The following is a 13,561-nucleotide window of genomic DNA, read 5'->3' on the forward strand; positions in this document are numbered from 1 at the left end:
GACGGAAGGAAGGCGGCAGAAGGCCGAAAGGAGGTGGTCGAGGCGGAGGCGGAGAGTGAGCGCGCTGCGGTTTCCAGGAAAGGGAGAGAAGGAAGCACGCTTGCGGAGCCGCCCCCGCGATCAGGAACAGTAGGGGGAGCGGGAGTTCGGGCGCCAGTCATTTTCCGCGCGGTGCGAGCAGCGCCCCCACCAGCGCCCGTACGGCGGTGACGAACAGCCGCTCCGGGTCCACGGGGCGGGCCAGCGCACGGGCCAGGGCGGGGTCGTCACCGGCGGCCTCCGCGCTCCACAGCTCCTCCTCGCCGGGCCGCTGCACCGGGGCACGCTCGCGGTTGCGCTCGACCAGCACATGACCGACGACCTGGAACTGCACCGCGCGCACGAACTCGGCGGCCCGGGCGCCGCGCAGCCCCGCCGCGTGCGCCTCGCGCACCAGGGCCTGCTGCGCGGGCAGGAACATCCGCTCGGTCAGCCCGCGCTCGTGCACCAGGGCCACCAGGTGCGGATGGTCGCGCAGCTGCCGGCGCAGGGCGCGCGCCACGGAGACGACCCGCTGCTCGGGAGTGCGCCCGGCGGGCCGGATCTCGCCGAGACCGGCCACGGTCCGCTCCACCAGCGCCTCCAGCAGGGCCTCGCGGCCCCCGACGTGCCAGTAGATCGAGGTGACTGCGGTGCCCAGCTCGGCCGCCAGCTTGCGCATCGTGAGCGCGCCCGGGCCGTGCTGCCGCACCAGCCCGGCGGCGGCCTCCAGGACCTCCTCCCGGCTGAGCGCCCCTCTCACCATGATCCCCCCAACTCCGGTCGGTGCACGCGTATTTACCCTGCGCCCCGGCTGCTGTAACTGTGTTACAGATGACGGCCCGTCAGAAGAAGGGCGGTACGGTGTATGGCACGCGTACGGTACGGAGCACGGACCGAGGCGGAGATCGCCGCCACGCGCACCGCGAGCGCGCGGCTCCCCGACATCTGGTCCACCGGAGTGGCGGCCGTCTGGGAGACCGACCCGGACGCGGTCGCGGCGGTGCTGCCACCACCCCTGAAACCCACCGGCAGCCCGCTCGTCCGGGTGAACATCAGCAAGGTCGACCTGCCCGGATACCCGCTCGGCGCGGGCTCCTTCGCGGTCGCCGCCGCGCACGGCGGGGTCGAGGGCTGGTACCCGCTGGTGATGCCGATGACCCACGAACGCGCCCTCACCGGCGGCCGTGAGGTCTTCGGGGAGCCCAAGAAGCTCGGCGAGGTCACCGTCGAGCGCGACGGCCTCGTCGTACGGGCGTCACTCGCCCGGCACGGCATCGCCTTCGTGGAGGTGCGCGGCGCGGTGAGCGGCGAACTGCCCCTGCCGGAGCCCTCGCGCAAGACCGACTTCTACTTCAAGTACCTGCCCGCCGTGGACGGCTCGGGCTTCGACGGGGACCCCGTACTGGTGCACTGCGTACGGCACGAGAAGGTGCGCCGGCTGGAGCGCGTCACCGGGGACGTCGTGCTGCGCGAGTCCGGGCACGACCCCGTCGCCGACCTCCCGGTGCTGCGCCTGCGGGAGATCACCCTCGGCGAGAAGACCAGCGACCAGAGCGGCCGGGTGGCCGAACGGGTGGACGCGCAGGCCCTGTTGCCGTACGTCCACCAGCGCTACGACGACCCGCTCCAGGCCCACGACGGACCGCCGGAAGGGAGCCGGTGATGGACCTGCGAGCGGGACAGGTCGCCGTCGTCACCGGGGCGGCGAGCGGGATCGGGCTGGCGATGGCGCGGCGGTTCGCGGCCGAGGGCCTGAAGGTCGTCCTCGCCGACGTCGAGGAGACGGCGCTGGACAAGGCCGCCGCCGACCTGCGCGCACAGGGCGCCGACGTGCACGCGCGCGTGGTCGACGTCGGCGTACGCGAACAGGTCCTGGAGCTGGCCGAGTCGGCGTACGACACCTACGGCGCCGTACACGTCCTGTGCAACAACGCGGGGGTCGGCTCGGGCGCCGAGGGGCGCATGTGGGAACACGAGCCGAACGACTGGCAGTGGGCCTTCGCCGTCAATGTGTGGGGTGTCTTCCACGGCATCCAGGCGTTCGTGCCCCGGATGATCGAGTCCGGTCAACAAGGTCATGTCGTCAACACGTCCTCCGGCGACGGCGGCATCGCGCCCCTGCCGACCGCCTCCGTGTACGCGGTCACGAAGGCGGCCGTCGTCACCATGACCGAGTCGCTGTACGCGCACCTGAGGGCGGAGCACGCGCGCGTGGGCGCCTCCGTGCTCTTCCCCGGGCCGCACATGCTGCGCACCGGCCTGTGGGAGTCGCACCGCAACAGGCCCGCCCGCTACGCCAAACAGCGCCCCAGGAAGACGCCGTACCGCAGCCTCGACCAGTGGGAGTCGGCGATGCGCACGGCCGGCCGGGAGGTCCGTTTCACGCCCGTCGAGGAGGTCGCCGAGCTGGTCCTGGACGGCATCCGCGCCGACCGCTTCTGGCTGCTGCCGGCGAGCGAGCACAGCGACGCCCAGATCCGCGCGCGGGCGCACTCGATGCTGGACCGCGCGAACCCGTCGTACCTCGAACAATTCATCCTTGACTGACTGCTGCTGAGCCTCTCGGCCGACGGTTGCGCACGATCGGCTGGGGGTCCGGGGGTTGTCCCCCGGGAAATGCGGCATTCTCGATTGACCCGGGAGGCTGTTGTGACCAGCCAGGACCCGTACCTGATCATCTCCTCCGACTGCCACGCCGGGCTGCCCACCGAGCAGTACCGGCCCTACCTGGAGTCCCGGTTCCACCGGGACTTCGACGAGTTCCTCGCGGGCCGCGAACGGCGCCGCGAGGAGATGACCCGGCTCGGCGTCCGCAACGAGGCGTTCGCGGCCAAGTGGTTCCAGGACAACGAGGAGGGCCTGCGCGGGGGCTGGGACACCGCGCAGCGACTGAAGGAGCTCGACGGGGACGGGGTGGCGGCGGAGGTGGTCTTCCCGGACGCCGACGCCGTGGACAGCCAGACCGCCGCGCCCTTCGGCGTGGGCCTCGGCCTCTCCGGGGACCACGACCCCGAGCTGGGCATGGCGGGCGCCCGGGCGCACAACCGCTGGCTCGCGGACTTCGTGTCCGAGAACCCCGAACGGCACTGCGGCGTGGCCCTGTTGCCGGTCACGGCCGAGGTGCCGAAGGTGGTCGCCGAGATCCGCCGCGCCCGGGAGTCCGGGCTCGGCGCCCTGATGATCCCCGCCCTGTGGGGCGACAAGGAGCCGTACCACGACCGCCGGTACGACCCCGTGTGGGCGGCGGCCGCCGAGTGCGGGATGCCGGTGCTGACGCACTCCGGATCCGCGCCGCGCCACGAGTACGGCGACCACCTGGGGATCTTCGTGAGCGAGGTGACCTGGTGGCCGGCCCGGCCGCTGTGGTTCCTGCTCTGGTCCGGTGTCTTCGAACGCCACCCCGGACTGCGGTTCGGGGTCGCGGAGTCGGGCTGCTGGTGGCTGCCGAACCTGCTCTGGTTCATGGACCGCCTCTACCTCGGCGCCCACGGCGGCAAGAAGCTCTCCCCGTTCCAGGAGCTGAAACGCCCGCCGCACGAGTACCTCGACCGGCAGATCTTCGTCTGCGCCACCAACACCAAGCGCCGCGAACTGGCCCAGCGCTACGAGATCGGTGTCGACAACATCCTCTGGGGCAGCGACTTCCCGCATCCCGAGGGCACCTGGCCCGACACGCGCGCGTGGCTGCGGCGCACCTTCCACGACATCCCGGTGAGCGAGACGCGCCGGATGCTGGGCCTCGCGGCGGCCGAGGTCTTCGGCTTCGACGTGCGCGTGCTGACACCGCTCGCCGAGCGCATCGGCCCCACCCCGGCGGACCTCGGCCAGCCGGCCGACCAGGCGGCCGTGGAGGCGTCCTGGGCGCGCTCGCGCGAGGTGGGCCGGCACTGGCTGACCGACCACGACTTCCCGACGCTGGGGGTGACGCAGTGAGCGACCGGTACACGGTGATCTCCGCCGACTGCCATGCGGGAGCCGATCTCCTGGACTACAAGCCGTACCTGGACAAGCGCCACCACGACGACTTCGACGTCTGGGCGGCCACCTACGTCAACCCCTACGAGGACCTGCTCGCCGACTCGGCCGACCGGAACTGGAACTCCGGGCGGCGCCTCGCGGAGCTGGAGGCGGACGGGATCGTCGCGGAGGTGATCTTCCCGAACACCATCCCGCCGTTCTTCCCGTCCGGCTCCCTGATGGCCCCGCCCCCGAGCGCCGAGGACTTCGAGCGGCGCTGGGCCGGGCTGCGCGCCCACAACCGCTGGCTCGCGGACTTCTGCGCGGCCGCGCCCGGCCGCCGGGCCGGCGTCTTCCAGATCCTCCTGGGCGACGTCGAGGAGGCCGTCAAGGAGATCAGGTGGGCCGCCTCGGCGGGCCTCAAGGGCGGTCTGATGCTGCCCGGCACCCCGCCGGGCTCCGGCCTGCCGGAGCTGTACTCGCGCACGTACGACCCGATCTGGGCCGCCTGCTCGGAACTCGGTGTCCCCGTCAACCACCACGCGGGCTCCGCCTCCCCGCCGCTGGGCGACGAACCGGCCGCCCGCGCGGTCTTCATGGTCGAGACGACCTGGTTCTCCCACCGCGCGCTGTGGCACCTGGTCTTCGGCGGTGCCTTCCGCCGCCACCCCGGGCTGCGGCTGGTGCTGACCGAGCAGGGCTCCGGCTGGATCCCCGGAGTACTCGACATGCTGGACTACTACCACGGCCGCCTGGTCGCGGCCGCCACGAAGGCCGACACCGCCGAGGCCAAGTTCGGCGCCGGTCTCGCCGCGAGCATGGGCGAGGCACCGTCCCGGGTCTGGCACGACCACTGCTTCGTCGGCGCCAGCTTCATGCGCCCGCACGAGGTGCGGCTGCGCGACCGCATCGGCATCGACAAGATCATGTGGGGCAGCGACTACCCGCACGACGAGGGCACCTACCCGTACACCCGCGAGGGCCTGCGGTTCGCTTACCCGGGCGTCCCGCGCGCGGAGCTGGCGGCCATGCTCGGCGGCAACGCGGCCCGCGTCTACGGCTTCGACCTGGACCTCCTGGACCGCGTCGCGGCGAAGGTCGGCCCGACGGTGGCCGAGCTGGCCGAGCCGCTGCGGGAGCCGCCGGCGGACGCGACGAGCCCGGTGTTCGCGAGAGGAGCGTCGGTGCGGGTCTGGTGACGGCCGGGGTGCGATCCTCCCTGCTGTGACGGAACCAACCCATGACGAGGCTCACGGCGGCGCGCTGGGCACCCGTCTGAACTGGCTGCGGGCGGCCGTCCTCGGCGCGAACGACGGCATCGTGTCCACCGCCGGACTCGTCGTCGGCGTGGCCGGTGCCACGGACTCCCGCACGGCCCTGCTCACCGCCGGCCTGGCCGGCCTGCTCGCCGGGTCCATGTCGATGGCGGCGGGCGAGTACGTGTCGGTGTCGACGCAGCGCGACTCGGAGAAGGCCGCACTGGCCATGGAACGGCGGGAGCTGCGCGAACAGCCCGAGCTGGAGCTGGAGGAGCTGACCGGGCTCCTCCGGCAGCGCGGGCTGTCCCAGGAGGTGGCCCGCGAAGCCGCCGAGCAGCTCACCGCGCGGGACGCGCTGAGAGCGCACGCGCGCGTGGAGCTGGGCATCGACCCGGACCAGCTCACCAACCCCTGGCACGCGGCCTGGGCCAGCTTCCTGGCCTTCACCGTGGGCGCGCTGCTGCCGCTCCTGGCGATCGTGCTGCCGCCGGCCGCCTGGCGGCTCCTGGTCACCGTGGTCTGTGTGCTGGCGGCGCTCGTCCTCACCGGGTGGAGCAGCGCCCGGCTGGGAGCGGCCGACCCGAGGCGCGCGGTGCTGCGGAACGTGGCGGGCGGGGCGCTCGCCATGGGGGTGACGTACGTGGCGGGGACGCTGCTCGGCGCGGCGGGCGGGTAGCGGACCCGCACCCTGGTCGCGCGGCCCCCGGCGGCCACGGCGTACCGTGAAGTGCGCTCGACCACCCCCTGAGCGCCCTGCACGAAACCCGCACGAGAAGGACCCTCGCCATGCGCGCCACCACCATCCACGCCCCGTACGACATGCGCGTGGAGAACGTTCCCGAGCCCCTGGTACAGCTGCCCACCGACGCCGTGGTGCGGGTGCTGCGCGCCTGCATCTGCGGCAGCGACCTGTGGGCGTACCGGGGCGAGGCGGCCCGGCAGCCGGGGCAGCGCATCGGCCACGAGTTCCTCGGCATCGTCGAGGAGACCGGCTCCGAGGTGAGCACCGTCCGGCGCGGTGACCTGGTGGTCGCGCCCTTCATGTGGTCCGACGGCGTCTGCGACTACTGCCGCGAGGGCCTGACGACCTCCTGCGAGCACGGCGGCTTCTGGGGCTCCGTCGGCTACGACGGCGGCCAGGGCGAGGCGGTGCGCGTGCCGTTCGCCGACGGCACCCTCGTCCAGCTGCCCAAGGAGGCGGCCTCCGACGACCACCTGCTGTCCGCCCTGCTGACCCTCTCCGACGTCCTCGGCACCGGTCACCACGCCGCCCTCGGCGCGGGCGCCCGCCCGGGCGCCACGGTCGCCGTGGTCGGCGACGGCGCGGTCGGCCTGTGCGCGGTGCTGGCCGCCAAGCGGCTCGGCGCCGAGCGGATCATCGCGCTGGGCCGGCACGAGGTCCGCACCGACATCGCGCGCCGCTTCGGCGCCACCGACGTCGTCGCCGAGCGCGGGGACGCGGCCGTCGAGGCCGTCCGGGAACTCACCCGCGGTCAGGGCGCGCACGCCGTCGTCGAGGCCGTCGGCACCGAGCAGTCCATGCGGACGGCCGTGAACATCACCCGCGACGGCGGCGCGATCGGCTTCGTGGGCGTCCCCCACGGCAGCGGCACCGGCCTGGACCTCGGTGTCATGTTCGACCGGAACATCGCCCTGCGCGGCGGTGTCGCGCCGGTCCGCGCCTACATCCCCGACCTGCTGCCCGACGTCCTCGACGGCACGATCGACCCCTCGCCGGTCTTCGACATGACCGTCGGCATCGAGGGCGTGCCGGACGGCTACAAGGCGATGGACGAGCGCACCGCCCTCAAGGTGCTCGTCACCAACGACCTGTGACCCGCTAGGACCAGCGGATCGGCAGCGGCAGCGCCGTGAGCAGGCCCGAGACCACGACCACCACGCCCAGGACGGCCACCTCGGCCCGCGCGGGCACGCAGGCGGTCAGCGGGTCGGCCGCCCGGCTCAGCCGGATCCGCGCCCACAGGGCGAGCACGGCGACGACGGCGACCAGGACCACCTTGGCCAGCAGGGTGCGTCCGTACGCCGTCGTCGTCAGCTGGTCCAGGATCGTGGCCGCCGGCATGCGCCGCAGCGCACTGCACACGCCGGTCGCCGTGAGGGCCGCGAGCAGAGCGGCGGCCGCGCGCGCGTAGCGCCCCAGCAGCGCGGCCCCGGCCCCGGCCGCGTCGCCGCGCCACAGCCGGACCGTCCGCAGCGCGTGCGGCAGGCCGCCCGCCCACAGTGCCGCACAGGTCAGGTGCACCAGCGTCAGACCCGAGCCGGCCAGCGGGCCGTGCTCGGCCGTGGGGTGGGCGCGCAGCGCCTCCGCGACCACCACTGCGGCCAGCGGCCACACCTGGGCCGCCGGGCGGCGCGAGCGTGCGCACAGCGCCGCCAGCAGGAAGGCGTTGACCTCCAGCAGGGCCAGCCTGCCGTCGCGGGAGTCGTACAGCCCGCCGACATCGATCTGGCCGAGACTGTGCGGGACCAGATTGCCGGTGGACACCACCGAGGCGAGGGCCAGCGCGGCCAGGAACCCGGCGCCGTTCGCCGACAGCGCCCAGCTGCGCGGCCGTTCGGCCGGGGCATCGGGCAGGCGCCGGGCGAGCCGGAGCACGAGCAGCTCGCCCAGCGGGACGCACAGGGCGGCGAACAGCACCCCGCGCAGCAGCGCGATGCCGCCCACGCCGGGAGCCGCGGCCTCCCCGGTGCCGTGCAGCGCGGCGGACGGCCCGCACAGCGGGACCAGGGCGGCCAGGGCCACCAGGACCAGGGCGGCGACGGCCCGGCCGGTGCCGGACCGGCGCGCCGGTCCGTTCGCGCCGGCGGCGTCGGTACCCGGTCGTGTCAAGGTCACCCCGTGATCCTTGCCAGCCGTCACAGAACCGGGCAAGTCCCGGAAAACAACTGGGGCTACGGCATTCCACCCATCCATACGTTTCCGGCCGCCCGCGCGCTCACCGCCAGGCGGCCGGGTCCGAACCCCACGGCACCGGAGGCCGCGCCCAGTCGGCGGGGCCGCTCGCGAAGGACAGCGGCGGCAGGGCGTGCCGCAGCCGGCCGAGCGGGCCGTCCGTCTCGGCCAGCCAGGCGTCCGGTCCCTCGTACGCGAAGCCGTCCGTGGCCCGGTCGGGCCGGATCCCGTCCGTGAGCCAGCGCGCGGTCCTGGCGAGCGCCAGCCGGACGAGCCGACTGCCTCCGTCGTACGACTGCTCGGTCACCGCCCGCAGTACGGCCGCCGCCAGCAGATAGCCGGTGCCGTGGTCCAAAGCCTGCGCGGGCAGCGCGCCGGGCTGCCCGGCCGCGCCCTCGGTCAGCGCGATGCCGGTCGCGACCTGCACCAGGCTGTCGAAGCCGCGCCGCCCGCCCCAGGGTCCGTACGCGCCCCACGCCGACACCTGCGCCACGACCAGCCCGGGGCGCCGTTCGGCCAGGGCGCGCGGAGAGAGCCCGAACCGGTCCAGGGCACCCGGCCGGTAGCCGGTGACCACGACGTCCGCCGAGGCCAGCAGCTCCTCGAAGGTGTCGCGGTCGGCGGTGAGGTCGAGCGTCGCCGACCGCTTGCCGAAGCCCGTGTCGGCGTGCTGGTCGGCGAGTTCGGGCAGTTGCGGGGCGTCCACGCGCAGCACGTCCGCGCCGAGCAGGGCCAGCGTGCGGGTGGCGACCGGTCCGGCGAGCACCCGGGTCAGGTCGAGGACGCGGAGCCCGGCGGCGGGCAGCAGGGGAACGGCGGCCGCGTCGAGCGCGGGGAGCACGCGCGCGTGCACCGAGTCCAGCCGCTCCCGCTCGACCAGGGGCCGGGCGGCCACCTCGGCGGCCTGCTCGTGCGCCGCCCACTCCTCGGGGGTGCGCAGCGCCACGGCGAGACCGCCGGCGCCGAACACCGTCTCCTCCACCTCCAGCGCGGGAAGTCCGGCGAGCCGGGCGGCCACGTCGTCCGCCGAGGCCTCCGCCGGCAGACCCAGTGCGCCGAGCAACCGGGCGCGGTGGTGCGGGTAGTTGGCGTGGGTGCGCACCCAGCCGTCGGCCGTCCGCCAGAACCGTGACAACGGTGCGAAGGCGACCGGCGCCCGCCCGTCGACCTGCAGCAGCCGCTCACTGTGGAAGGCGGCGGCGACCGCACCGTCGTCCACCCGGACCTCCGGCACCTCGGCGAGCCCCGCCCGCCGCGCACCCAGCTCGGCGGCGGCCAGCGCACACGCCCCCACACAGGCACGCGCCAACTCCCGCACGGGCAGCCTCGCTTCGAGCACGTCCCGGCGTACGACGTCCGACACGCGCGAGCCGAGAGCGGGATCGCCGCCCACCGCGTCCCAGGCGTACTTGATTCCAGTCATGACTGCACTATGCAGCATTGATTCAATCAACTATTGCCTGCCTGACACGCACAGGTCCCGCAGGAGAGACTCCGGCGGGACCTGTCCGTCAGTGGTGGAGGACCGGTGGCGCGTCAGTCGACCGCGCGCAGCGCGTTGACGACACCGAAGCCGTAGAAGCCGTTGACGCGCTTGCCGCCGACGCAGGTCGCGTCCACGACGCCGTCGCCGTTCCCGTCGTACGGGTCGCTCGGGCAGCCGGGGTTGTCCGCCTCGGCCTTCAGGAGGGCCTGCAGCTGGGCGGGGGTGGCGTGCGGGTGCGCCGACTTCAGCAGCGCGGCCACGGCGGCCACGTGCGGGGAGGCCATCGACGTGCCCTGCAGGAAGCCGTACTGGTTGTTCGGCAGCGTGGACAGGATGCGGCCGTTCTTCGACGGCGTGTCCGGGATCTGGTACTTGTCGCCGCCCGGCCCCGCCACGTCGACGACACCCCGGCCGTAGCTGGAGTAGTACGACTTGGTGCCCTTGACGCCCACTGCGCTCACGGTGACCACACCGGGCAGCTGGGTCGGCACGTCGAAGCACTCGTGCGGGTCGACCGTCCGGTTCGTGGCGGTGGAGTCGTCGGGGCTGGAGGCGTCCGTGATCGCGTCCGAGTCGAGGTCGTCGTTGGAGTTGCCCGCCGACGCCACGTTGAGCGTGCCCTTGCGCTGTGCGTACAACTGGGCCCTGTTGACCGCGTCGACGATGGCACGCTGATCGGGGTCGTCCATGCAGTTGTACAGCCACGGGTCGACGTAGTAGCTGTTGTTGGTGATCTCGATGCCGTGGTCCGCCGCGAACACGAAGGCGCAGACCACGCTCTCGGGGTAGAACAGCGAGGTCGCGTCCGGCTGGGCCACGGTGATGCTCGCGACCTTCACGCCCGGCGCCACACCCGCCACGCCTATGCCGTTGCGGGCCGCGGCTATCTCGCCCGCCACATGCGTGCCGTGGTAGTGGTCGGCGTCCACCGGCCGCCAGGAGCCGTACGTCGTGTCCGCCTTGCCGCTCACACAGTTCGCCGACTGGGACGCGGAGAAGTTCGGGGCGATGTCCGGGTGGGTGTCGTCGACGCCGGTGTCGATCACACCTACGGTCACGTTCCTGCTGCCCGGGTCGATCGTCGCGGCCTTGTCGGCGCCGATCGCCCGCAGATCCCACTGGTCGGCCTCGAGGGGCTCCTGACCGGCCGCCGCACCCTCGGCGAGCTTCGCGGCCTCCGCCTTCGACAGGACCTGCACCGCGCCCTCGTCCGTGGTACCCGCCGCGGTCAGCGGAGCGGTCCGCGTGGCACCCGCCGACTGCACTCCGCGCACGGCGCGCATCTGCGGGCCGAAGTCGGGGTTCGCGGAGTGGGCGACGATCACGCCGATCCGGTCGTAACTCTCCACGATGGTGCCACCGTTACGGGTGATGGCCTGCTGCACCGACTCGATCGTGCGACGGTCCGTGCCGGTGTTGACCACGTAGGCGAGGCCGGGGCCGTCCGCCGCCCGCGCCGCCGTGGCCGCGGGGGCCGCCGCCGAGGCCGCCGTCGGCAGGAAACCGAGTGAGGCGGTCAGCGACAGAACGACCGGGACGGCGAGCGCGAGCCGGCGTCTGGAACGCAGATGAGCCATGGGATCTCCACATCATCAGGGTACAAAACCGCCCGAGACACAAGGTGGTGCTCGGGCAGGTACATGACGGGTGGTGCAGGGCGAAGCTATCTCCCGGAACTGATCTCCGAAAGGGTCGGGCGGACTTGAACCGCTCCGCGCGTGGCGCCGTGACCGTGGACGGAGGGCCCAGCAGGATCGTGCCCCCGCCGGGATCACTCAAGGGAGTCTGTCGGTGACTGCCTGTAATGTGATCCACGTCCCTGTGAGGTCGGAAAGCGCATGTCCGTGACGCGAGGAGACTCCGTGGCTACCGAGACCCCGCCCCCTGCGAAACCCCAAGCCCACCTTCCCTCCACCGAGGAGTTCGCCGAGGTGCAGCAGAGCGCGGAGTTCGGTGAACTGCGCCGCTCCCACCGCTCCTTCGCCTTCCCCCTGACCATCGGCTTCATCACCTGGTACCTGCTGTACGTCCTGCTCTCCAACTACGCGGGCGACTTCATGGGCACCAAGGTGGCCGGCAACGTCAACGTCGCCCTCGTCCTGGGCCTCGCCCAGTTCCTCACCACGTTCCTCATCGCCTGGTGGTACGCGCGGCACGCCGCGGCCCAGCTCGACCCCAAGGCCGAGGCCATCAAGTCCCGGATGGAGGGCGGCGCATGAGCCCCGCACAGCACACCCTGCTGGCCGCCGGCGAGGCGAGCGAGCACCGTTCGCTGATCATCACCCTGTTCGCGGTGTTCGTCGCCGCGACCCTCGTCATCACCGTCTGGGCCGGCCGGCAGACCAAGGACGCCGCCGACTTCTACGCCGGCGGCCGTCAGTTCACCGGATTCCAGAACGGCCTCGCCGTCTCGGGCGACTACATGTCCGCCGCGTCGTTCCTCGGCATTGCCGGCGCCATCGCCCTCTTCGGCTACGACGGCTTCCTCTACTCCATCGGCTTCCTCGTCGCCTGGCTCGTCGCCCTGCTCCTGGTCGCCGAACCGCTGCGCAACTCCGGCCGCTACACGATGGGCGACGTCCTGGCCTACCGGATGCGCCAGCGGCCCGTCCGTACCGCCGCCGGCACCTCCACGATCGTCGTCTCGATCTTCTACCTGCTCGCTCAGATGGCCGGCGCCGGCGTCCTGGTCTCGCTGCTCCTCGGCATCACCAGCGACGGCGGCAAGATCGGCATTGTCGCCCTGGTCGGCGTCCTGATGATCGTGTACGTCACCATCGGCGGCATGAAGGGCACCACCTGGGTCCAGATGGTCAAGGCGGTGCTGCTGATCGCGGGCGCCCTGCTGCTCACCTTCCTGGTGCTGCTGAAGTTCCACTTCAACGTCTCGGACCTGCTCGGCAAGGCCGCCGACAACAGCGGCAAGGGCTCCGCGTTCCTCGAGCCCGGCCTGAAGTACGGGGCCACCGGCACCACCAAGCTGGACTTCATCTCGCTCGGCATCGCCCTGGTCCTCGGCACCGCGGGCCTGCCGCACATCCTGATCCGCTTCTACACGGTCCCGACGGCGAAGGCCGCCCGCAAGTCCGTGATCTGGGCGATCGGCCTGATCGGCGCCTTCTACCTGATGACCCTCGCCCTCGGCTTCGGCGCCGCCGCGCTGATCAAACCGGACGAGATCATCGCCTCCAACAAGGCGGGCAACACCGCCGCACCCCTGCTCGCCCTCCACCTCGGGGGAGTGGACTCCAGCTGGGGCGCGATCCTGCTCGCCACCATCTCCGCGGTCGCCTTCGCCACGATCCTCGCGGTCGTCGCCGGTCTGACCCTGGCCTCGTCCTCCTCCTTCGCCCACGACATCTACGCCAACGTCATCAAGAAGGGGCAGGCCACCGAGAAGCAGGAGATCAACGCGGCCCGCTACGCGACCGTCGGCATCGGCGCCGTCTCGATCGTCCTGGGCGCCCTCTCCCGCGACCTGAACGTCGCCGGCCTGGTCGCCCTCGCCTTCGCGGTCGCCGCCTCCGCCAACCTGCCGACCATCCTCTACAGCCTGTTCTGGAAGCGGTTCACCACCTCGGGAGCCCTGTGGTCGATCTACGGCGGCCTGGTCACCGCGGTCGGCCTGGTGCTGTTCTCGCCGGTGGTGTCCGGCAAGCCGACCTCGATGTTCCCCGACGTGGACTTCCACTGGTTCCCGCTGGAGAACCCCGGCATCATCTCGATCCCGGTCGGCTTCCTGCTGGGCGCCGTGGGCACCCTGCTGTCGAAGGAGGCCCCCGACGCCGGCAAGTACGCGGAGCTGGAGGTGAGGTCCCTGACCGGGACCGGAGCGCACTGAGCTTCGCACGGACGGCCGCGTCGTCCAGGACTGTACGGTCCTACGACGCGGCCGCCTCGTACCTCGTAAGATCGGGCCGCTGT

12 protein-coding genes are annotated in these 13,561 nt (G+C 72.6%); 8 read left to right on the top strand and 4 right to left on the bottom strand.

From position 1 onward, the window contains the following. Nucleotides 1-157: 157 nt before the first annotated feature. The gene (locus tag AC07DS_RS28965) at nucleotides 158-784 is read right to left on the bottom strand and encodes a TetR/AcrR family transcriptional regulator (RefSeq protein ID WP_479149939.1); all 627 of its coding nucleotides are present in this window, start codon (nucleotides 782-784) and stop codon (nucleotides 158-160) included. A gap of 102 nt (nucleotides 785-886) precedes the next feature. Here AC07DS_RS28965 and AC07DS_RS28970 point away from each other — a divergent pair, with 102 nt between their 5' ends. The 6 genes from AC07DS_RS28970 to AC07DS_RS28995 all read left to right on the top strand — a co-directional run bounded on the left by AC07DS_RS28970 (nucleotide 887) and on the right by AC07DS_RS28995 (nucleotide 7,073). Next, nucleotides 887-1,684, top strand: a complete 798-nt coding sequence (locus AC07DS_RS28970) for an acetoacetate decarboxylase family protein (RefSeq protein ID WP_479149942.1) — start codon at nucleotides 887-889, stop codon at nucleotides 1,682-1,684. Further along, a complete protein-coding gene (locus tag AC07DS_RS28975) occupies nucleotides 1,684-2,568 on the top strand; it encodes an SDR family NAD(P)-dependent oxidoreductase (protein WP_479149944.1) in 885 nt (294 codons plus the stop codon). Before AC07DS_RS28970 ends, AC07DS_RS28975 begins: the two co-directional genes overlap by 1 nt. Before the next feature lie 102 nt (nucleotides 2,569-2,670). Continuing rightward, nucleotides 2,671-3,954, top strand: coding sequence for an amidohydrolase family protein (locus tag AC07DS_RS28980; protein ID WP_479149946.1), 1,284 nt, complete (start codon nucleotides 2,671-2,673; stop codon nucleotides 3,952-3,954). Beyond that, nucleotides 3,951-5,177, top strand: a complete 1,227-nt coding sequence (locus AC07DS_RS28985) for an amidohydrolase family protein (protein ID WP_479149949.1) — start codon at nucleotides 3,951-3,953, stop codon at nucleotides 5,175-5,177. Before AC07DS_RS28980 ends, AC07DS_RS28985 begins: the two co-directional genes overlap by 4 nt. A 25-nt stretch (nucleotides 5,178-5,202) precedes the next feature. Continuing rightward, entirely contained in the window at nucleotides 5,203-5,913 is a 711-nt protein-coding gene (locus tag AC07DS_RS28990) for a VIT1/CCC1 transporter family protein (RefSeq protein ID WP_479149951.1), read from the top strand. A gap of 110 nt (nucleotides 5,914-6,023) precedes the next feature. Next, nucleotides 6,024-7,073, top strand: a complete 1,050-nt coding sequence (locus AC07DS_RS28995; RefSeq protein WP_479149953.1) for a zinc-dependent alcohol dehydrogenase family protein — start codon at nucleotides 6,024-6,026, stop codon at nucleotides 7,071-7,073. Nucleotides 7,074-7,077: 4 nt separating this feature from the next. Here AC07DS_RS28995 and AC07DS_RS29000 read toward each other — a convergent pair whose 3' ends face one another. The 3 genes from AC07DS_RS29000 to AC07DS_RS29010 all read right to left on the bottom strand — a co-directional run bounded on the left by AC07DS_RS29000 (nucleotide 7,078) and on the right by AC07DS_RS29010 (nucleotide 11,214). Beyond that, nucleotides 7,078-8,094 (bottom strand): CopD family protein, encoded by a 1,017-nt coding sequence (locus tag AC07DS_RS29000; protein ID WP_479149954.1) that lies wholly within the window; start codon nucleotides 8,092-8,094, stop codon nucleotides 7,078-7,080. A 100-nt stretch (nucleotides 8,095-8,194) separates the two neighbouring features. Beyond that, the gene (locus AC07DS_RS29005; RefSeq protein WP_479149956.1) at nucleotides 8,195-9,574 is read right to left on the bottom strand and encodes a CoA transferase; all 1,380 of its coding nucleotides are present in this window, start codon (nucleotides 9,572-9,574) and stop codon (nucleotides 8,195-8,197) included. 113 nt (nucleotides 9,575-9,687) lie between these two features. Next, nucleotides 9,688-11,214 (bottom strand): S8 family peptidase, encoded by a 1,527-nt coding sequence (locus AC07DS_RS29010; protein WP_479149958.1) that lies wholly within the window; start codon nucleotides 11,212-11,214, stop codon nucleotides 9,688-9,690. Nucleotides 11,215-11,499: 285 nt separating this feature from the next. Here AC07DS_RS29010 and AC07DS_RS29015 point away from each other — a divergent pair, with 285 nt between their 5' ends. Together AC07DS_RS29015 and AC07DS_RS29020 are read left to right on the top strand one after the other, a co-directional pair. Further along, entirely contained in the window at nucleotides 11,500-11,856 is a 357-nt protein-coding gene (locus tag AC07DS_RS29015; RefSeq protein WP_479149960.1) for a DUF485 domain-containing protein, read from the top strand. Further along, nucleotides 11,853-13,478: a solute symporter family protein gene (locus AC07DS_RS29020; protein WP_479149962.1), complete on the top strand. Its 1,626-nt coding sequence runs from the start codon at nucleotides 11,853-11,855 to the stop codon at nucleotides 13,476-13,478. Before AC07DS_RS29015 ends, AC07DS_RS29020 begins: the two co-directional genes overlap by 4 nt. The last annotated feature ends 83 nt before the right edge of the window (nucleotides 13,479-13,561 follow it).

It is taken from the genome of Streptomyces sp. NPDC044064, assembly GCF_056434245.1.